This window comes from Ruthenibacterium sp. (assembly GCF_017421385.1).
GTDB classification, from domain to species: domain Bacteria; phylum Bacillota; class Clostridia; order Oscillospirales; family Ruminococcaceae; genus Ruthenibacterium; species Ruthenibacterium lactatiformans.
In genome coordinates this window covers 1-19,122 of sequence record NZ_JAFOIN010000010.1, presented here as the reverse complement: position 1 = coordinate 19,122, position 19,122 = coordinate 1, and the positions used below count along the sequence as shown (strand labels likewise).

The window sequence follows — 19,122 nt, the reverse complement described above, 5'->3', positions numbered from 1 at the left end:
GCGCCCCGGCGCACTCCGCCGTCATCGTTCCGGGCGCGCCGCCGCCCATTGCCGCCAGGATCACCTGCATGCCATCATCTCCCTGCATTCATTCAAAACCGCCGCGTAAGCTTCTCCGCTGTCCGCCGGGCGGCGGATCACCACGAGCCGCGCGCCCACATTCCGTGCCGCCTGCGCCTTTTCGCCGAATCCTCCCGGTGCGCCGCCGTCCTTGGTGACAAGATACCCGATGTCAAAACGGCGCATCAGCGCCTCGTTGAGCTCCCGCGTAAAAGGCCCCTGCAGCGCAATGATATTGCCGTGGGGCACGCCCGCCGCCTCGCAGGCCGCAAGCCCCTCGTGCGTGGGCAGCACCCGCGGGTACAGCCGCTCCGCGTCCAGCCCCGCAAAAGCGGCAAGCTCCTTCGCGCCCGTCGCCAGCAGGATATTGCCCTGCGTGCCGGCCAGCCACCGCGCGGCGGCCGGCGCGTCGGGCACAACAATGCTGTCCGGCGGCAGGGCGCTGGCCCCGCGCAGCAGCCGCCTGTACGGCACCCCGGCCGCAAGGCACGCCGCGCGGATGTTCCCGCTGGCCTCGGCCGCGTAAGGATGCGTGGCGTCCACGCACACTGCAAAGCCCGGCAGCATTTCACGCATCTGCCGCGTGTCCTTTCGGCCGACGCACACCGTCAGCGGCGGAACGCCCCGAAGCTCCTCCGCTCCCAGCGCGGTGGCCACGCTCACGGTGACCTGCGCGCCCAGCGCCGAAAGCTCCCGTGCCAGCAAACGGCCCTCCGTCGTGCCGCCGAAAACAAGCACTTTCATCGTTTGGCCTCATAGCCCCGCGGCGTGACCATGCGGCCCGCCACGGCCTGCGTCGTTCCCGCGCCGATGAACACCGTGGTGAACATATCCACCTGCTCGTCCCGCAGCCGGGCCAGCGTCAGCAGGCGGTGCTGCTGGCCCTCCCGGCCGATGTTGCGCACCCAGCCGCAGACGGTGTCCGGGCTTTTTTCCCGCAGCAGGATATCGCAGGCGCGGCGCAGATAGTCCGCCCGCTTTTTCGAGGACGGGTTGTACAGGCATATGGAAAAATCCCCCGCCGCCGCAAGGGCCAGCCGACGCTCGATCTGCTCCCACGGCGTGAGCAGATCCGACAGGGAGATCACGCAGAAATCATGCATCAGCGGCGCGCCCAGCACCGCCGCGCCCGAGAGCGCCGAGGTGACGCCCGGCACCACCTCCACCTCCGCGCCGCCGTATTCCCCTGCAAGCTGCAAAAGCGGCCCGGCCATGCCGTACACGCCCGCGTCCCCGCTGCACACCATGGCCACCGTGCGCCCGGCCGCCGCCGTTTCCAGCGCCCAGCGGCAGCGCTCCAGCTCCCGCGTCATGGGCGTGACATATGTCTCCTTGCCCGGGTACAGATGCTTCACCAAATCCACATACACCGTGTAGCCGCACAGCACGTCCGCGCGTTCCATGGCGGCGCGCGCCTGCGCCGTCATAAATTCCTCTCCGCCCGGCCCCAGGCCCACCACATATACCTTATTCATCCTGCCACCGCCAATCCGGGGCGAAGGGCGCCATGGCCGCCGCCATGGTCACGCCGCCGCCCGCCTGTTTTTTGCAATACAATGTCCCGCCGCTGCCCAGCACCGCGCTGCGCTCGCACACGTTGTCCACGCCCGTCACGCTCTGCACAAAGCCGGACGACGAAAAGCGGCCCTCCACCGCTGCAAGCTGTGCGGCGGAAAACGTCTCGAACGCAAAGCCGTGGGCCGCGCAGAACGCGCGCAGGCCCGGCTCGTCCCGCTTCAGGTCGATGCTGCACACCTTATAAAATGCCTCGGCGCACAGCCCGCTTTGCGCCAGCAATGCCGCGAAGGCCTCCTCCATCGCCTGCTGCCCAATGCCCCTCCGGCAGCCCACGCCCAGCACCGCGATGCGCGGCACGAGCCGCAGCGCGCCCGCGTCGGCGCTGTGCACCGTCAATTCAAAATCGAACGCGCCGCCGTCCGCCGCCACGCCCGCCGGGGGCGTGCCCGCAACGGGCCATGGGCTGCGCAGCACCGCCGTGCCGCCCGCCAGTATTTTTGCCGACACCCGTTTGATGCGCGGCACATCCAGCACACAGCAGCCCTGCCGCACGGCCCACTCGTCCACGGCGAACGCTCCGTTTGCGTCCGTGGCCGTGGTGATGACGGGCAGCGCGCCGCAAACAGCGCCGATGCGCCGGGCCAAACGGTTCGCGCCGCCCAGGTGCCCGCTCAGCAGCGGCACCGCGAAGCGGCCGCATTCGTCCACCGCCACCACGGCCGGGTCCGACGCCTTATTCCCGGCATAAGGCGCGACGGCGCGCACCGCGATGCCCGCCGCGCCCACATAGACAAGCGCGTCCGCGTTGGCAAAGGCGTCGGCTGTCCAGGCGTCCAGCGTGCAGCCTTCGCCGTAGCGCGCGGCCTCGCCGGATAGCTCCGCCGCCAGCCGCCGGGCCAGCTCCATGCCCTTTTGGGTGAACGCCAGCAGCCGCACGGTCACGGCTTCGCCTCGCGGAATTCTGTCGCAAAGGAGGGGTCGTACAGCTTGCTGCGTTCATAATCCGGCGCGAGGAAATCCCCCACCAGCACCAGCGCCGTTTTTGAGATATTGTTTTCGCGCCCCGCCTGTGCCAGCGCGCCCAGACGGCAGCGCACCACCTTTTCCTCGGGCCAGGTGGCCTTGTATACCAGCGCCGCCGGGGTGTCGGGCGTGTACGCGCCCTGCAGCAGAGCGGCCTGCAGGCCGTCCAGCATGCCCGCCGAAAGAAACACCACCATCGTGGCGCCATGGGCGGCAAGCGCCGCGATGCCCTCGCGTTCCGGCACGGGCGTGCGCCCGGCCATGCGCGTGATGATGACCGTCTGGCTCACGCCCGGCAAAGTGTATTCCGCACAGGCCGCGGCCGCCGCGCCGCAGAAGCTGGAAACGCCGGGGGTATCGTCATAGGGAATGCCCAGTGCGTCCAATGCGTCCATCTGCTCCCGGATGGCGCCGTAAAGGCACGGGTCTCCCGTGTGCAGGCGGACGATGTCCCTGTTTTCCGCATGGGCGGCGCGCACCACCTCCAGCACCTGTTCCAGCGTCATCTGCGCGCTGTTGTACACCGAGCAGTCCTGCCGGCACAGGCCCAGCAGCGCCGGGTTGACAAGGCTGCCCGCGTAGATCACGACGTCCGCGGCGCGCAGCAGCGCCGCGCCCCGCTGCGTGATGAGGTCCGGCGCGCCGGGGCCAGCGCCCACAAAATGCACCATGGGTCAGTCCTCCTTTACGATGATCGTTGCAAAATAGCCCGCGTCCTGTTCGCGCGGGAACACGGAAAGGTCGGCATAAACCTGTTCTCCGGGCAGCCCGCAGTTGCTCACCAGCGCGCTGCGCTCCAGCAGGCCGCGCCGCTCCAGCGCCGCCAGCACACCGGGCAGCTGCCTGCCGGACTTCATCAGCACCTTGGCGCCCGGCTGCGCCAGGCATTCCTCCAGTGCGCCGCAGCCGCCCGGCACGATGTGCAGCGGGGTATCGATGCCCGTCAGGCTGGTGTTCAGCCGGGCCGCCACGGCGCAGAAGCTCGTCACGCCGGGCACCATGCGCGTTTCATAGCCATCCGCGGCCAAAATGTCCGCCAGGTAGGCGGCCGTTGCGTAGATGGAAACGTCGCCCAGGTTGAGCATGGCGACGTCCCGCCCCGCGTCCAGATGCGGCCGCAGCGCCTGCGCCGCCGCAAGGTGCGCGGCGTGCTGCTGCGCCTTGTCCCGGGACATGGTAAAATGCAGCGGCACAACGGTTTTGCCTTCCAGCGAAACCGCCTGCTGCGCGATGGAGAGCGCCAGCATCTCGCCGTTTTTCGTCTGCGGCGCGGCCACCACAGGGCAGCGCTCCAGCGTTCGCACGGCCTTGAGCGTGATGAGATCCGGGTCTCCGGGGCCAACGCCCACACTGTAAAAAACGCCTTTTTTCATTGTTTTTTCCCCTTCCATTCCGCCAGCATCTCCGCGGCCGAAGCCGTCCGGCCCAGCAGACCGTATTCATTGGAAAACAGCACCGCGCCCACCCGGTATGCGCCCGCCGCCCGGCGGACGAGATGCCGCTCCACGGCCCGCAGCAGGCTGTCCAGCACAGGCGCGCGCAGCCCCGCTTCGTCCAGCAGCGCTATGCATGCGTCCGTGGTGGCCGCGTCCAGCAGCGCGGCGCAGGTCTTCTGCGACGCGCCGCACACTGCTGCGTGGGCGCACAGCAGCTCCGTGCGGCAATCCGCATACCGGCTGTGTGTATTCATGACGCCTCCCGCCAGCTTTGCCAGCTTGCCGATGTGCCCCACCAGCAGCACGTCGGCAAAGCCGAGCGCAGCGGCCTCGTCCAGTGCGTCGCCGATGAAATTCGAGCATTTCACCACGGGTGCGCCCGCCGCGTCCAGCCCCTGCTCACGCAGAAAATCCACACCGTAATTGCCGGGCGTCAGCAGCACGCGGGCGGCCCCCTGGGCCCGCGCCTGGCGCAGCGAAAGCGCCACCGTGTCGATGAGCGCCTGCATGCTCATGGGCTCCACGATGCCGGAGGTGCCCAGAATGGAAATGCCGCCCTCGATGCCCAGCTGCGGGTTGAAAGTTTTTTTCGCCAGCGCCGCGCCCTCCGGCACACAGATGGTCACCCGCAGGCCGCCGTCCCAGTTCAGTGCATCGCACACGGCGCGCACCGCCTGCTCGATCATCCTGCGCGGCACACGGTTGATGGCCGCCGCACCCACGGGCTGGTCCAGCCCGGGCTTTGTCACACGGCCCACGCCCGGGCCGCCGTCTATCACAACGCCCGGCTGTGCCGCGCGCTCCACCCGCGCCTCAATCAGCGCGCCGTGCGTCGCGTCGATGTCGTCGCCGCCGTCCTTTTCCACCGCGCAGCAGGCGGTTTCCCCTGCCATGCGGCAATACCGGGGCGCAGCCGTAACAGGCAGGCCGCCGGGCGTCGTGAGCGTGACGCTCTCCGGCGCGCGCCCGCCCAGCAGCAGGCGTGCCGCGCCCGCGGCCGCAAGCGCCGCGCAGGTCCCGGTGGTATAGCCGCAGCGCAGCCGTTTTCCGCCGGACTGGATATAATGCTCAAACGGCATCCTGTCACCCGCCTTACAAATTTATACTATCTCCCGCAGCCGCGCACCGTACAGCGCCTGCACCTCCGGCAGCGCGCCCAGGCCCCGCATCCGGCAGCGCACCCCGACGCCCGCGGCCTCGAGCCTGCTTTTCCAGCTTTTTGGGCCGTCCCCCGCCATATCGTTCAGGGCGTGGTCGCCCGCCACCAGCATGAACGGCACAAGCAGCGCCTGCCCGCAGCTGTCTTCCTTCAGCTGCGCCAGCACCTCGTCAAAGCCGGGCCAGCCCTCCACCGTGCCCATATAGGCGCGCCGCCCGCCCGCAAGGCGCAGGGCCGTCTGCATGGCGGGATAGACCATGTTGGCGAAGTGCTCCGTGCCATGGCCCAGCAGCACCAACGCCCCGCCCTCCGGCTGCCCGAAGCGCCGCGCCATGCACGCAGCCAGCGCACGCAGGCTTTCGCTGTCCGCGGCAAGGGGCCGCCCCAGGGCCAGCCGGGCGAAGCGCCCCGCAAACGCCGCCGCGTCCGCTTTGAGCTTATCGTATTCAAAGCCGTACAGCAGATGGGTGGGCTGCACCGCCACATCCTCCACCCCCGCGGCCGCAAGCGCCTCCAGCGCCTCGGGCAGGCCGGACACGGGCTCTCCCCGTTCGGCCAGGATGCGGCGGATCGTCGGGCTGGTGTACGCGCGGCAGAACGCACGCTCCGGCGCCCCGGCGGCAAGCACGCGTTCCACCGCCTCGATATCCTGCCGCGCGCGCGGCACGCTCGTGCCGAAGCTGACGGCCAGCAAAGCCTGTTTCATGGTTTCCACTCCTGTTCCAGTTCCTCCACAGTGTGCGGCGGCGCGGCAAGGCCCAGCACGCGCCCCACGCGGTACAGCACCGGCTGCTCCAGCCCGCATGTCCGCAGCAAAGAAACATTTTCAAAAATCTCCCGCGGTTCCCCGTCCCCCGCCAGCCGTCCCCCGCGGAACACCAGCACCCGGGTGGCCCAGCGCCATGCGAAATCCACGTCGTGCGTTGCAACCATAAGCCCCAGGCCCTGCTCCGAGAGCATTTGAAGATTTTGTTCCAGCAGGCGGGTATTTGCCGGGTCCAGGCTGGCCGCTGGCTCGTCCAGCAAAAGCATCTGCGGCTCCATAGCCAGGGCGTCGGCCAGCGTCACCCGCTTTTTCTCCCCGCCGGAAAGATACTGCGGCGCACGGCCCCGGTATTCCTCCAGCGCAAAACTGCGGATGGCCGCATCCACGCGGGCGCGTACCTCGCCTACGGGCAGGCGCAGGTTCATAGGGCCGAAGCTGACCTCCTCCTCCACGCTGCCGCCCAGCAGCTGCACCTCCGGGTCCTGGAACACAAGCCCCACGCCCCGGCGCAGCACGTTCAGCTGCTTTGCGCCGCCGCCCACCGGCGCGCCCCGAAACAGGATGCGTCCCGCACCGGGGCGCAGCACGCCGTTCGCCAGAAGGAAAAACGTGGACTTTCCCGCGCCGTTGCTGCCCAGCACCGCCACGCGCTCGCCGGCGCACACCTTCACGCACACGTCCAAAAGCGCCTCCCGCTCTTCCTCGTATGCATAGGAAACATGTTCAAACCGAAGGATCTCTTCCATTTTCCCTCCTGCCAACCCTTTTACAAAACCGCCGTGTCATGCGCCGCACACAAGCGCCAGCACCATGCCCGCCGTCAATGCGCCGCACACAAGCGCGTGCGGCGCGCGCACGGGCTTTTCCCGCGTCAAAAAACGGATGCCGCCGTCATAGCAGCGGCTCTCCATCGCGTCAAAGCACGCCTGTGCCCGCCGGAAGCTGTGCGCCAGCAGCCCGCCGTATACCCGGCCCGTCGTGCGCAGGCTGCGCACCGGCCCGGCATAGCCCAGGCGGCTGGCGGCGGCGTCCCGCATGCTGCGGAACGTGGCAAACAAAATAAAGATGTAGCGGTAGATCAATACCGCCAGATCGCCCACGACCTCCGGCACGCGGGCGCGCCGCAGCGCATCCAGCAATTCCGGCACGGGGGTGGACAGGCTGAGGAAATACAAGCAGCCCACCGCGCCCAGCGCCCGCGCCATAACGAGCCGGGCCGCCGTTTGCGCCGGGGCGCGCAGGACAAAATACCCGCCCAGAAACGGGACGTTTGCCACGCCGCCGGGCGCAGACGCGTATTCCCACAGCAGCGCAATACCGCTCAGCAGCAAAAATGTAGCAGGCGCGCCCAGCAGCGACAGATAGGCGCGCGGGCGTACGCCGCCCGCCGCCGTTAACGCGGACGCTGCAAAAAACAACGCCAGCGGCGGCCACGGGGTGCGCGCCAGCAGGCACAGCGCCAGCAAGGCCGCGCAGCACCAAAGCTTCAGGCCCGGGTTTACCGTCAAAAAGCGGGAACGCCGCGCCAGCACGTCCACCGTCAGCGCCGCGCCGTGCGTGTGGCCGTGCAGCAGCAGCAGCAGCGCGCCGCCCAGCGCTAAGGAAGCTGCGGCCGGCCAGGGGCCTGGCAGCGCGCCGGCCGTCAGGCTCCACGCCACAAAGCTCCCAAGCAGGGCGTTGAACATATTCCCACCTCCTGCCGGACTTTTTGAAAAAGCATGTTCACCGGGAGCCCCCGCGCAAAGCGGCGTGCGAAAGAGCCTCATTCCAAGGACTGTGCGGAATATTTTTTACGCGCGGCAAAATAGCCGAAGCCGTAGGCCAGCACGCCCACGCCCACGCCCGTCTGGATGCAAAACAGCAGGCTCTCGATCTCTCCGGGCAGCTCGCCGCCGAGCAGTGTTTCCAAAACCGGCGTGAACCACGGCTCATATGCTTCACCCTGAATCTCCTCCACCATCCGGCTTCCGGCGTCATCGCTGCCGCCGAACTCCGCGCCCGGCGCAAGGAAGAAGGGCACGACAGCCAGTACCAGCACAGCGGCCAGCAGCGCCAAAACGGTTTTTGTATTCCTGCTCACTGCAATCCCTCCTTCAAAAAGCCGATCTCCCGCAGCTCGGGCCTGGCACAGCTTTCCAGCCCCATCACCACCAGAACGGTCAAGATGCCCTCGATCGCGGCCAGCGGCAGCTGCGTGGGCGCGAAAACGCCCAAAAAGCGCACCGCGCTGGCTGCCACGCCGCCTTCCGCAGCGGGATAGGCCATCGCAAGCTGCAGGCTTGTAACGCAGTATGTAAACAGATCGCCCAGAGACGCCGCCAGAAATATCGCCAGCTTACGGTTCACACGCGCCTTTTTGCACAGGGCATAAACACCCCAGGAGACCAGAGGCCCGGCGATGGCCATGCTGAAGGTATTGGCCCCCAGCGTGGTGAGGCCGCCGTGGGCAAGCAGCACCGCCTGGAACACCAGCACGATGAGCCCCAGCACCGCAGCGTAAGCCGGGCCAAACAGAATGGCGGCCAGGCCGGTGCCCGTCATGTGGCTGCAGCTGCCTGTGACGGACGGGAGCTTGAGCGACGAGATGACAAAAATAAACGCGCCGGACATCGCCAGCAGCAGCAGGGCCTTGCGCTGCGCTTGCACCGTGCGGCGCAGCCGGACCACGCCCGCCGCCAGGAACGGAAGGCACAGCGCCCCCCATGCCGCACAGTATGCCGGCGGAAGATACCCTTCCATGATGTGCATGGCATAGGCGCTTTGCGGTACAAACAAAACGCCGCCCATGACCATGGAAAACGCCAAAAATCGCTTTTCACACTTGGTCATTGAACATTCCTCCTGTTTCTTTTGTTGTGCGCCGCAAAAAAACCGGACCTTTCTCATTTATGAGAAAGGCCCGGTCAAACAAAGTGTCCTAAAAAACGGCGCACCCTGATTTTTACCGCGCAGGCGTTTCGTCCGTCCGCCGCGCGTCCCTGCCCTTCCGGCAGCATCGCCGCAGGGCAGGTCTTCCGGCTTGGGCGTCAGCGCCCCGGCTTCGTCTTCCCGTGTGTACCCACAGTGACGTTTTGAAGCCGGAACTGTTCCCTTACGGCGGCGGTCCCGCACAGGCTTTGCACCTGTTTCCCTATTCTCCCGGCCGCCTCAAAGCGGCCGGGCACCCTGCAGCATTTTGCCTATTCACAGTAACACAGTTTTTGCTCCGGCGCAAGCGCGGAGAAACAACCCGTCAAAAAACTTCCAAAGCCATGGCTTTTTTACCAAGCGCACAGGGCGTTACGCGCCTTTGCGCCGCTGCCCGTCCTGTGCGCCCCACAGGGCGCCGGTGCGGCTTTTGCGGTACTGGCTCGGCGTCTGCCGGAACCGTTCCTGAAACACACGGTTGAACGTCCGCAGGCTGTCGAAGCCGGATTCCATGCTCACCTCCAGCATGCTCAGCTCCGTCGCAGCCAGCAGGTCGCGGGCGCAGTCCAGCCGCAGGGCGTTCACATATTCCCGGAAGCTGGTGTGCAGCCGCGCGGAGAACACGTGCGACAGGTGATATTTGCTGACGCCCAGCTCCTTTGCAATGTGCTCCAGCGAGAGCGGCTGACGGAAGTTCCGCATGATATAGCGCACCACGCTGCTCGTCAGATCCATGGCTTTCGGCTCCGGCGCCGGCTCCAGTGAGAGTTCGGGCAGAACGTGCGCCAGGATCAAATGGAGCAGCGCGCGGGAAATGCTGCTGTCCGCCCCGGTACACCGGCAGCGGTAAAGGCTGTGCAGGGCGTACAGCACATCCGGGTCCAGCGCTTTCCCGCACAGGTACGGCCGGCGGGGGCGGCACTGCGTCAGGCTGGGGAAATAATCGCCCAGCAGAGACGTGCCGCAGACGGCCATCATATACCGGCTGTCCGCTTCCCGGCACTGGTAGCTGTGCACCGTGTTGGGAAACACCACCGCCAGTTCTCCCGCCTTCAGCTCACGGAATTCCCCGTCTATCCCAACGCAGACGCAGCCGCTCTGCACCAGAAAAAGCTCCAGTTCACCATGCAGATGGGAGGGGAAATTGAGCCGTTTGCCCATCTCCACCTGAAGCTCGCGTCCGCTTCGTTCCTCGTAATAAGCATAGGCTTTTCGTTTTTCCATATATGCCTCCCACGGGATGCCCCAAAACGCAATATTTGGCCACAAAACGATTCCTTCTGTCCGGTATTATATCATACCGGATGATATAATACAGCCAAATAAAGCACAAAAACCGGAATGATTTTTCGTCGTCCGGCGCTTTTGAATTTTACAGGTTAGAGGGTCTTTACAATGCAACAGCTGCAATGGCTTTCCGGCTGCATGAAGGACAAACGGAAATGGTTCTGGCTGGCGATGGCGCTGGCCGTTGTCTCGGCGGGGCTGTGCGTGGTGTTCCCGTTCATCACGCAGCAGATCACGGACCGGGTGCTGGTGGGACAAACGCTGCCGGACGGTTCCGTGCAGCGCCAGACACAGCTGCTCGTCCCGCTGGTGTGCGTTATGATCGGCGCGCAGCTTTTGCGCTCGTGCGTACGCTACGGCATGACGGCGTCTCTGGAGTATGTGTCCCAGAACGTCCAGCAGGACATCCGCCGCCATTTGTACGACAACCTGTGCACCCAGGACGCGGGCTTTTATACGCGGTACCGCACGGGCGACCTGATGACGCGCCTGACGGGCGATCTGGACATGGTGCGCCACACGGTGTGCTGGATCTCGTACAACGCGGTGGAGAGCACCTGCCTGTTTCTGTTTTCCATGACATATCTGTTCAGCGTGAACGCCGCGCTGACGCTCCTTCTGCTGGCCGTTGCCCCGGTGATCCTTGCATGCTCGTTCCTGTTTTCACGCACGGTGTATCCTCTGTATGCGTCCCTGCGGGAAAAGCTGTCCCGCATGAACTCGGTGGCGCAGGAAAACATCGCGGGCAACAAAACGGTGCGCGCGTTCGTGCGCGAGGCCTATGAAAACGAAAAATTCGAGAACTGCAACGAAGAATACCGCCAGGCAAACCTCAAGGCCAACTTTCACTGGCTGAAATTCTTCCCCTACATCGAGGGCTGCGCCCAGCTTATGGGGCTTTTGTCTGTGCTCTTCGGCGGCCTGTTCATCATCCAGGGAAAAATGACGGCCGGCGACCTCGCCGCCTTTTCGCTGATGTCCTGGGGCCTGTCGGAGCCGATGCGCGCGCTGGGCACCTACCTGAACGATTTTCAGCGGTTCCTCACCTCCGCCGCAAAGGTCATTGAAATTTATTTTGCCCGCACGCGGATCGAGAACCCCGAGCACGGGCGCACCGAGGGCGAATGCCGCGGCAGCGTGGAATTCCGCGGCGTTACCGTCGCTTACCCCCACAACAGCGCCCCCACGCTGAAGGACGTCAGCTTTTCCGTAACGCAGGGGCAGACGCTGGCCATACTGGGCGCCACAGGCAGCGGCAAAACCACGCTGGTGGACGCCGTCACGCGCATGCTGGACGTCAGCGGCGGCACGGTGCTGGTGGACGGCGTGGACGTGCGCCTGTGGGACCTTCAGGCGCTGCGGCGGCGCATCGGCATGGCGACGCAGCGCGTGCAGCTCTATTCCGACACTGTCAGCAGCAACATCGCGTACAGCGCGCCCGACGACATCTCCGAAGACGACGTCGCCCTGTACGCCCGCCTCGCAGCCGCTGATTTCATCTGCTCGCTGCCCGAGGGCTTCGACACCATCATCGGCGAGCAGGGCACCGGGCTTTCCGGCGGCCAGAAGCAGCGCATCGCCCTGGCCCGCGCGCTGGCAAAGCAGCCTGAGATCCTGATCCTGGACGACACCACCTCGGCGGTCGACCTGGAGACCGAAAAGCAGCTGCGCAAAAATCTTCAGGAGCTTCCCTATCCCTGTACAAAAATCATTGTTGCGCAGCGCATTTCCGCTGTGCGCAGCGCGGACCAGATACTCGTATTGCAGGACGGGCGCATCGCGCAGCGCGGCACCCATGAACAGCTCGCGGCCTGTGAGGGCTATTACCGCGACATCTGCCTGCTGCAGGGCGTGCAGGGAATGCCCGACGCGCCCGCGGCAAACGCCCCGGCAAAGGAGGTGCGCTGACCATGGCAAAACGGAACACCTTCGGCGTGGACGAAACGTTGGAAAGCACTTTCAGCTGGGAAATGATCCGGCGCTGCTTTGTGTACATCCGCCGGGAGGGACGCCTGTTCCTGCGCGCGTTCGTGCTGCAGGCGCTGGCCATGGTGGCGGGCCTGTGCGGGCCGCTGTTCTCGGCCCGCGTGCTGGACGAGGCCGTGCCCGCGGGGAACATCCCCATGGTGCTGGCCTGCTGCGCGCTCATGCTGGCGTGTATCGCCGTCAACATTCTGTTCACCACATTGTCCAGCCGGTGCGTCAACGTCATCGGCCAGAACATCGTCCATGACCTGCGGCGCGACCTGTACGAGCACCTGCAGAAGCTTTCCTTCTCCTATTTCGACAGCCGTCCCCACGGAAAAATTCTCGTGCGTGTCATCAACTACGTCAACTCGGTGGCCAACATCCTGTCCAACGGGCTCATCAGCCTGTTCCTGCAGATGTTCAACCTGGTGTTCATTGTTATTTTCATGCTGCGCATGGACGCGCGCCTGGCGTGCGTCGTGCTGGCGGGGCTGCCGTTCGCCGTCGGGTTCATCCTGTTCATCAAGCCCATGCAGCGCAGAGGGTGGCAGGCGTACTCCAACAAAAGCAGCAATATGAACGCCTACCTCAACGAGAGCATCACCTGCATGAAGATCACCCAGCTTTTCGCGCGGGAGCAGTACAACGCCGACGTGTACGACGGCCTGCTGCGCGATTCCAAACGCGCCTGGTACAGCGCCGTCGTGCCGTCCATGGCCGTTTCCCCTGTTATCGATCTCATCAGCCGCAGCGTGACGGTGGCCATCATCGTATACGGCATCTTTGCCGCCAAGCCCGCCGTTACCGTGGGCGTGCTGCTGGCCATGATGAACTACGCCTCCCAGTTCTGGGGGCCCATCAACCAGCTTGCCAACATCTACAACAACTTCATCAACAACGTGGCATATCTGGAGCGTATCTTTGAGATGATCGACGAACCGGTCGAGGTGCAGGACGCCCCCGGCGCCGCAGTGCTTCCGGAGATCCGCGGCGATGTGGAGTTCCACGACGTCTCTTTCGCCTATGAAAAGGATATCCTTGTGCTCAAGCATGTGAATTTTCATGTGAAGCAGGGCGAGAGCGTGGCTCTGGTGGGCCACACGGGCAGCGGAAAAACAACCATCATCAACCTGCTCAGCCGTTTCTACAACTGCACCGAAGGCCGGGTGACCATTGACGGCGTGGATATCTCCGGCGTGACGCTGGCTTCGCTGCGTGCCCAGATGGGGCTGATGATGCAGGAGAGCTTCGTATTTACAGGCACCGTGATGGACAATCTGCGCTACGGCAATCTTGCCGCCGGCGACGAAGAGCTCATCCGCGCGGCCGAGCTTGTGTGCGCGGACGGCTTTATCCGGGCGCTGCCTCACGGCTACGACACCGTGCTCACCGAGGGCGGGGCCATGCTCTCCCAGGGGGAAAAGCAGCTTCTTGCTCTGGCGCGCACCATGGCGTCCGACCCGAAGATCCTCATTCTGGACGAAGCCACCAGCAGCGTGGATACCAAAACGGAACGCGAGCTGCAGGAGGGTGTGAACCGCATGCTCAAGGGACGCACCTCCTTCATTGTCGCACACCGGCTCTCCACCATCCGTGCCTGCAACAAAATCATGTACATCGACCACGGCGAGATCGCGGAATGCGGAACCCATGAGGAGCTGCTGGCGCGCAAGGGCCTGTACTGGCAGCTCTGCCAGGAGATGTGACCGGCCGCCCCGCGGGCGCCGTATACAGCAACCGCCGCCCCGTTTCGGGGCGGCGGTTTTTTGCTTCTGCCGCGTTTATTTTTCCGTTTCCGAAATCAGCCCCATCGCCAGCGCGATGTCCAGGTTCACGCCCAGCACGTTCACGGTCTCCTCCCCGAACACGCCCAGCAGTTTTTCCTCGGTGTTGTCCGCAACGATCTGCGCAAGCCGTTCCGGGCTGAGCCCTGAAGCCTCTGCAATGGCGGGAAGCTGCACCTGCGCGGCGGCGGGCGAGATGTGCGGGTCAAGGCCCGAGCCCGAGGCCGTCATCAGGTCGGCCGGGATATCCTCCCGCGCCACGCCGGGATTTTCCGCCAAAAACGCCTCGATGTCGGCTTCCACACGCTGTGTCAGCGCAGGGTTGCTGGGCGCGTAATTGTTGGAACCGGAGCCCAGCCCCGCAAATTCGCTGCCGTCGTTGTAGAACCGGCTGCCCTGTTCGTCTGTGTAATAGGTGTTGTAGTGATAGGCGGAGGGCCGCCCCTTCATGAAATAGGCCTCGGTGAACTCCTGTCCCACCAGCTTCGCACCCACAGCCTTGCCGTCGGCGGTCACCAGGCTGCCGCCCGCCTGATGCGGGAAAAGCAGGCCGGAAAGGCCGCTCAGAAGCACCGGAAATACAAATCCGCACAAAAGCAGCAGGACCAGCGTGACCACGAGAGCCTGACGGATATTGCGGAGCATTGCTTTTTTATTCGCGTCCATGCATATTCCTCCTTAAAAGCCCCAAAGCGCCAAAAGCGGATGGATGAGCATATCTATGAGCTTGATGCCTGCGAAAGGAGCGATCACACCGCCCAGGCCGTAAAGCATCATATTCCGGGCAAGCATCCTGCCGGATGACATCGGGCGGTACTTTACGCCCCTGAGCGCCAACGGTATCAGGCATGGAATGATGATGGCATTGAAAATGAGCGCGGAAAGAATGGCGCTGTGCGGCGTTGCCAGGTCCATGATGTTAAGCACACCCAGCTGCGGGATCGCCATCATAAACATAGCGGGGATGATTGCGAAGTATTTTGCGATGTCGTTGGCGATGGAAAAAGTCGTAAGGCTGCCGCGGGTAATAAGCAGCTGCTTGCCGATCTCCACCACCTCCAAAATTTTCGTGGGGTCGCTGTCCAGGTCCACCATATTTGCGGCCTCTTTGGCGGCGGCGGTACCGCTGTTCATCGCAAGGCCTACGTTTGCCTGCGCCAGAGCGGGCGCGTCGTTGGTGCCGTCGCCCGTCATGGCAACGATCTTGCCCTCGGCCTGTTCTTTTTTGATCAATGCGATCTTGTCTTCGGGCTTGCACTCGGCAATGAAGCCGTCCACGCCTGCCTCCTTGGCGATCGTGGCGGCGGTAAGCGGGTTGTCGCCCGTGCACATAATGGTTTTGATGCCGATGGCACGCAGGCGCTTAAAACGCTCGGCCATGCCTGCCTTTACCGTGTCCTTTAAATAAATGACGCCCAAAATCCGGCTGTCCTCGCAGACAGCCAGCGGTGTGCCGCCCAGAGCGGACACCTCGGCAACGCGCCGGGCAAGGTCCTCCGGCACCTTGCCGCCCATTTCGGAAACGTATTTCTCAATGGCGTCGGACGCCCCCTTGCGTACGCTCCGGCCGCCGGGCAGGTCCACACCGCTCATGCGTGTCTGAGCGGTAAACGCAATGAAGCGCGCGCCCTGCGGCTCCCCGCAGTCCTCCCCCTGAAGGCGGGCCAGAGCCAGTGTGGACTTACCCTCCGGCGTGCCGTCGTGCAGGCTCGTCAGCGCGGCACAGCGCACCAGCTCCTCCCGGCACGCGCCGCCCACGGGAAAAAAGTCCGCCGCAAGGCGGTTGCCGTAGGTAATCGTTCCGGTCTTATCCAAAATCATCGTGTCCACGTCGCCGCATGCCTCCACGGCTTTGCCGGACATGGCGATGACGTTAAAGCGCGTCACGCGGTCCATCCCGGCGATTCCGATGGCGGACAGCAGGCCGCCGATGGTGGTCGGGATCAGGCAGACCGTCAGGGCGATCAGTGTGGAAGTCTGGAGCTGCACGCCGGAATACAGGGCGATGGGATACAGTGTGACGATGACGATCAGAAAAATAACGGTGAGCGACACCAGCAGTGTGTTCAGCGCGATCTCATTGGGCGTTTTTTTGCGGGAAGCGCCCTCCACCAGAGCGATCATGCGGTCCAGAAAGCTGTCGCCTGGGTCGGACGTGATGCGTACCTTCAGCCAGTCGGACACCACCGTGGTGCCGCCGGTTACAGAGCTGAAATCGCCGCCTGCCTCGCGCACCACCGGTGCGGATTCGCCGGTGATGGCGGATTCATCCACCGAGGCGATGCCCTCGATGACCTCGCCGTCGCCCGGGATGACCCCGCCCGCGGCCACCATCACCACATCGCCCTTCTTCAGTTCGCTGGACGGCACCATCCTTTCGCCTCCGTCTGCATCAAGCAGGCGTGCCTGTGTGTCTTTTTTTGTTTTCTTCAGGCTGGCGGCCTGCGCTTTTCCGCGCCCCTCCGCCACTGATTCGGCAAAGTTTGCAAACAGCACCGTAACGAACAGAATGGCCGACACAATACTGTTGTAAACGCGCGCGTTCGGCGTCGTGTCTCCCAGCAGGCCGGGCGCGAAGGAGAGCACCAGCGAGATCACAAACCCGATCTCCACAACGAACATCACCGGATTTTTCATCATATAGCGCGGGTCCAGCTTTGTAAACGCCCCGACCACGGCCTGCCGCATGATCTCCGGTGTGATCATCTTTTGCTTGCGGTTCTTACTCATAGCTCTGAAAATCCTCCTTAGGGGTTGTTTGAAAATAGCAGGAACGCTGTATTTCCCGCAAGGAGCGAGCGGTTACAAGGCCAAAAGCGCAGGAATACCTGCTGTATTCCGAGGATTTTGGACGCAGTAAACGTCAGTTCCTGTTGGGAAAGGCAGCTTTTTTGATTTTTCAAACCGCTCTTAGCCCCACAGAGCCAGATGCTCTGCAACGGGGCCCAATGCCAGCGCTGGAAAAAATGTCAGCGCGGCAAAAATGTATACGACGAAAACCAGGATAACGGAAAACGAAACCGTGTCCGTCCGCAGCGTGCCGGCCGATTCATTGACAAAGTTCTTTTTCATCAGCGACCCGGCAATGGCCAACTGGATGACGATGGAAAGGTACCGGCCGAAGAACATGGCCAGACCGGCGGTGATATTCCAGAAACAGGTATTATCCGCCAGGCCCTCAAAACCGGAACCGTTGTTGGCGGCGGAGGAGGCATATTCATACAGCACCTGGCTCAGGCCGTGAAAGCCCGGATTGGTGATGCCCTCCCGCCCGGCTGCGGTGCCCACTGCCAGCGCGGAAAACGCAAGGATGAGCAGCGGGTGGATGATGATGCACAGCGCGGTGAGCTTCATTTCCCGGCCTTCGATCTTTTTGCCCAGGTATTCCGGCGTGCGCCCGATCATCAGGCCGCAGATGAACACTGCCAGAATGGCGTACAGGATCATATTCATCAGACCGACGCCCTTGCCGCCGAATACTACGTTCAGCATCATGTGCAGCAGAGGGATCATGCCGCCCAGCGGCGTCAGGGTGTCGTGCATATTGTTCACCGTACCGGTCGTAAAAGAGGTCGTGACGGTGGTGAACATCGCCGACTGCGCAATACCGAAGCGGACCTCCTTGCCCTCCATACTGCCCATGGCCTGGTCCAGGCCGATATCCGCCAACGCCGGGTTGCCCTGGCTCTCGGCCCAGAAGCATACGCTCAGGCCGATGACGAACAGGATGCCCATGGCGGCAAAAATGCTGCGTCCCTCGCGGCCGTAGATGGCCGCGGAAAGGCCGCCGCGCGCACGCAGGCCGCCTGCCCTTTGCATGCCGTCCGCCGCTTCCTGCCTGCGGGCGTGCACCATTTTACCGAAGGTGATGACGCATGCGCCGGGCAGGAGCATCATGGAATACAGCTCGATCAGGTTTGAGAGCATCGTGGGGTTTTCCAGCGGCGTAGACGAGTTTGCGCCCAGGAAGCCGCCGCCGTTCGTGCCCAGATGCTTGATGATCTCCAGCGCGGCGATGGGGCCCATGGCAATGACCTGAAATGTGCCCTCCAGTGTCTCCACCACAACATTGCCTTCAAAATTCTGCGGCACGCCCTGCCATACCAGCAGCAGGCCGCCCACAATGGAAAACGGCAGCAGGATACGGGTGGTGATGCGCACCAGGTCCGCAAAAAAATTGCCCACGTCGTTTTTTGTCCTGCCTGCAAGGCCGCGGATGAACGCAACGCAGGCAGCATATCCGCTTGCGGCGGACACGAACATCATAAAAATGATGACCAGCATCTGAGACAGGTAGGAAAGCCCGGACTCACCGGAATAGTGCTGGAGATTCGTGTTCGTCATGAAGCTGATAATGGTATTGAACGCCAGCGTGGGCTCCATATTCTCAATATTGTTCGGGTTGAAAGGCCCTGCGCTCTGCACGCGCAGGATCAGATACCCGATGAACACCATCACGGCGTTCGTCCCCAGCAGAGCCAGGGCATACTGTTTCCAGTTCATCCCCTTCCCGGGGTCCACTCCGCTGATTTTATAGATCGCTCCGTCCACACGGTCAAAGACGGGGTCTGTAAAAGTGTGTTTCCCCGCCGCGATGTGATACAGATACACACCCGCGGGAATGACAATGAGCAAATAAATGCTCACTGTCAGTGCAAGCTGTAGCATGACAAGCTCCTCCTGTTTATCTCAGTTTCGCTCACAGCGAATCAAAATTTTTCCGGATGTACCAATGCATAGATCAGATAGCAGCCCAGCAGCAGCACGATCCCACCCAGTACCAGCATTTATGTATCCTCCTTGCGGCCTTTTTCCCCGCGCTCACTCCGCGGCGTCCACCTGCTTCTGGCACCATTTTGCCAAAAGCCATACAAGCCCGAAACAGGCCAGCAATGTTCCGGCCATCAGAACATCCATCATAATCCATTCCCTTCCTTCCCTTATCGCGGTATGCCTCATTATAGGGCATAAGCTGTAAGTGTGCGCTTAACGTTCGCCGCCGGATGTTAAGGTTGCGTTAGCGCCCGCAAAGGCGCAAAAAAGAAGCCTTCCGGAAAACCGGAAGGCTTTTCCCACGGGCGCGGCCCGCTGTTTTTTCATTTTTCAGAAAGGGAGCGGAGCATAAAATACCGGAAGCTCCCGCTTTACGGCTGCCAGGGAGCGCGCTCCATCCACTTGCCGTTGGTAAAGTCCGGAATGGCCACGGGAGCGCCG

18 protein-coding genes and 1 riboswitch are annotated in these 19,122 nt (G+C 63.5%); of the genes, 2 read left to right on the top strand and 16 right to left on the bottom strand.

What is annotated here, in order from left to right; all coding sequences use genetic code 11:
• Window positions 1-60: 60 nt before the first annotated feature.
• The 12 genes from cobK to IIY41_RS00980 form a co-directional block, all read right to left on the bottom strand.
• Window positions 61-804 (bottom strand): precorrin-6A reductase, encoded by a 744-nt coding sequence (gene cobK / locus IIY41_RS01035; protein WP_058722974.1) that lies wholly within the window; start codon window positions 802-804, stop codon window positions 61-63.
• A complete protein-coding gene (gene cobJ / locus IIY41_RS01030) occupies window positions 801-1,535 on the bottom strand; it encodes a precorrin-3B C(17)-methyltransferase (RefSeq protein WP_009322529.1) in 735 nt (244 codons plus the stop codon). Before cobJ ends, cobK begins: the two co-directional genes overlap by 4 nt.
• Window positions 1,528-2,520 carry a cobalt-precorrin 5A hydrolase gene (locus IIY41_RS01025; RefSeq protein ID WP_287399243.1) on the bottom strand — a complete coding sequence of 331 codons (993 nt, stop codon included), beginning with the start codon at window positions 2,518-2,520 and terminating at the stop codon, window positions 1,528-1,530. The genes cobJ and IIY41_RS01025 overlap by 8 nt, the downstream gene beginning before the upstream one ends.
• On the bottom strand, window positions 2,517-3,272 hold the full coding sequence (gene cobM / locus IIY41_RS01020; protein ID WP_050005403.1) for a precorrin-4 C(11)-methyltransferase: 756 nt from the start codon (window positions 3,270-3,272) through the stop codon (window positions 2,517-2,519). Before cobM ends, IIY41_RS01025 begins: the two co-directional genes overlap by 4 nt.
• A 3-nt stretch (window positions 3,273-3,275) precedes the next feature.
• Window positions 3,276-3,974 carry a precorrin-2 C(20)-methyltransferase gene (gene cobI / locus IIY41_RS01015; protein ID WP_287399241.1) on the bottom strand — a complete coding sequence of 233 codons (699 nt, stop codon included), beginning with the start codon at window positions 3,972-3,974 and terminating at the stop codon, window positions 3,276-3,278.
• Window positions 3,971-5,116, bottom strand: a complete 1,146-nt coding sequence (cbiD, locus tag IIY41_RS01010) for a cobalt-precorrin-5B (C(1))-methyltransferase CbiD (protein ID WP_009322525.1) — start codon at window positions 5,114-5,116, stop codon at window positions 3,971-3,973. Before cbiD ends, cobI begins: the two co-directional genes overlap by 4 nt.
• 21 nt (window positions 5,117-5,137) lie before the next feature.
• The gene (locus IIY41_RS01005) at window positions 5,138-5,902 is read right to left on the bottom strand and encodes a sirohydrochlorin cobaltochelatase (protein ID WP_287399239.1); all 765 of its coding nucleotides are present in this window, start codon (window positions 5,900-5,902) and stop codon (window positions 5,138-5,140) included.
• A complete protein-coding gene (locus tag IIY41_RS01000) occupies window positions 5,899-6,708 on the bottom strand; it encodes an energy-coupling factor ABC transporter ATP-binding protein (protein WP_058722979.1) in 810 nt (269 codons plus the stop codon). The genes IIY41_RS01005 and IIY41_RS01000 overlap by 4 nt, the downstream gene beginning before the upstream one ends.
• 36 nt (window positions 6,709-6,744) lie before the next feature.
• Window positions 6,745-7,647, bottom strand: coding sequence for a cobalt ECF transporter T component CbiQ (gene cbiQ, locus IIY41_RS00995; protein ID WP_287399237.1), 903 nt, complete (start codon window positions 7,645-7,647; stop codon window positions 6,745-6,747).
• 77 nt (window positions 7,648-7,724) lie between these two features.
• The gene (locus tag IIY41_RS00990; protein ID WP_058722981.1) at window positions 7,725-8,042 is read right to left on the bottom strand and encodes an energy-coupling factor ABC transporter substrate-binding protein; all 318 of its coding nucleotides are present in this window, start codon (window positions 8,040-8,042) and stop codon (window positions 7,725-7,727) included.
• Window positions 8,039-8,791 carry an energy-coupling factor ABC transporter permease gene (locus IIY41_RS00985; RefSeq protein ID WP_058722982.1) on the bottom strand — a complete coding sequence of 251 codons (753 nt, stop codon included), beginning with the start codon at window positions 8,789-8,791 and terminating at the stop codon, window positions 8,039-8,041. The genes IIY41_RS00990 and IIY41_RS00985 overlap by 4 nt, the downstream gene beginning before the upstream one ends.
• Window positions 8,792-8,949: 158 nt before the next feature.
• Window positions 8,950-9,145: riboswitch (cobalamin riboswitch) on the bottom strand.
• 96 nt (window positions 9,146-9,241) lie between these two features.
• Entirely contained in the window at window positions 9,242-10,093 is an 852-nt protein-coding gene (locus IIY41_RS00980) for a helix-turn-helix transcriptional regulator (RefSeq protein ID WP_055079741.1), read from the bottom strand.
• 171 nt (window positions 10,094-10,264) lie between these two features.
• Between IIY41_RS00980 and IIY41_RS00975 the strand changes: the two genes are divergently transcribed.
• Together IIY41_RS00975 and IIY41_RS00970 are read left to right on the top strand one after the other, a co-directional pair.
• A complete protein-coding gene (locus IIY41_RS00975) occupies window positions 10,265-12,064 on the top strand; it encodes an ABC transporter ATP-binding protein (RefSeq protein WP_050005409.1) in 1,800 nt (599 codons plus the stop codon).
• Between the two features lie 2 nt (window positions 12,065-12,066).
• Window positions 12,067-13,830 (top strand): ABC transporter ATP-binding protein, encoded by a 1,764-nt coding sequence (locus IIY41_RS00970; RefSeq protein ID WP_009322517.1) that lies wholly within the window; start codon window positions 12,067-12,069, stop codon window positions 13,828-13,830.
• 75 nt (window positions 13,831-13,905) lie between these two features.
• Here IIY41_RS00970 and kdpC read toward each other — a convergent pair whose 3' ends face one another.
• The 4 genes from kdpC to IIY41_RS14030 form a co-directional block, all read right to left on the bottom strand.
• The gene (gene kdpC / locus IIY41_RS00965) at window positions 13,906-14,574 is read right to left on the bottom strand and encodes a potassium-transporting ATPase subunit KdpC (protein ID WP_055079739.1); all 669 of its coding nucleotides are present in this window, start codon (window positions 14,572-14,574) and stop codon (window positions 13,906-13,908) included.
• Window positions 14,575-14,586: 12 nt separating this feature from the next.
• On the bottom strand, window positions 14,587-16,638 hold the full coding sequence (kdpB, locus tag IIY41_RS00960; protein ID WP_287399233.1) for a potassium-transporting ATPase subunit KdpB: 2,052 nt from the start codon (window positions 16,636-16,638) through the stop codon (window positions 14,587-14,589).
• A gap of 180 nt (window positions 16,639-16,818) precedes the next feature.
• Window positions 16,819-18,576 (bottom strand): potassium-transporting ATPase subunit KdpA, encoded by a 1,758-nt coding sequence (locus tag IIY41_RS00955; protein ID WP_287399231.1) that lies wholly within the window; start codon window positions 18,574-18,576, stop codon window positions 16,819-16,821.
• A gap of 41 nt (window positions 18,577-18,617) precedes the next feature.
• Window positions 18,618-18,695 (bottom strand): potassium-transporting ATPase subunit F, encoded by a 78-nt coding sequence (locus IIY41_RS14030; protein WP_082052197.1) that lies wholly within the window; start codon window positions 18,693-18,695, stop codon window positions 18,618-18,620.
• Window positions 18,696-19,122: the final 427 nt, after the last annotated feature.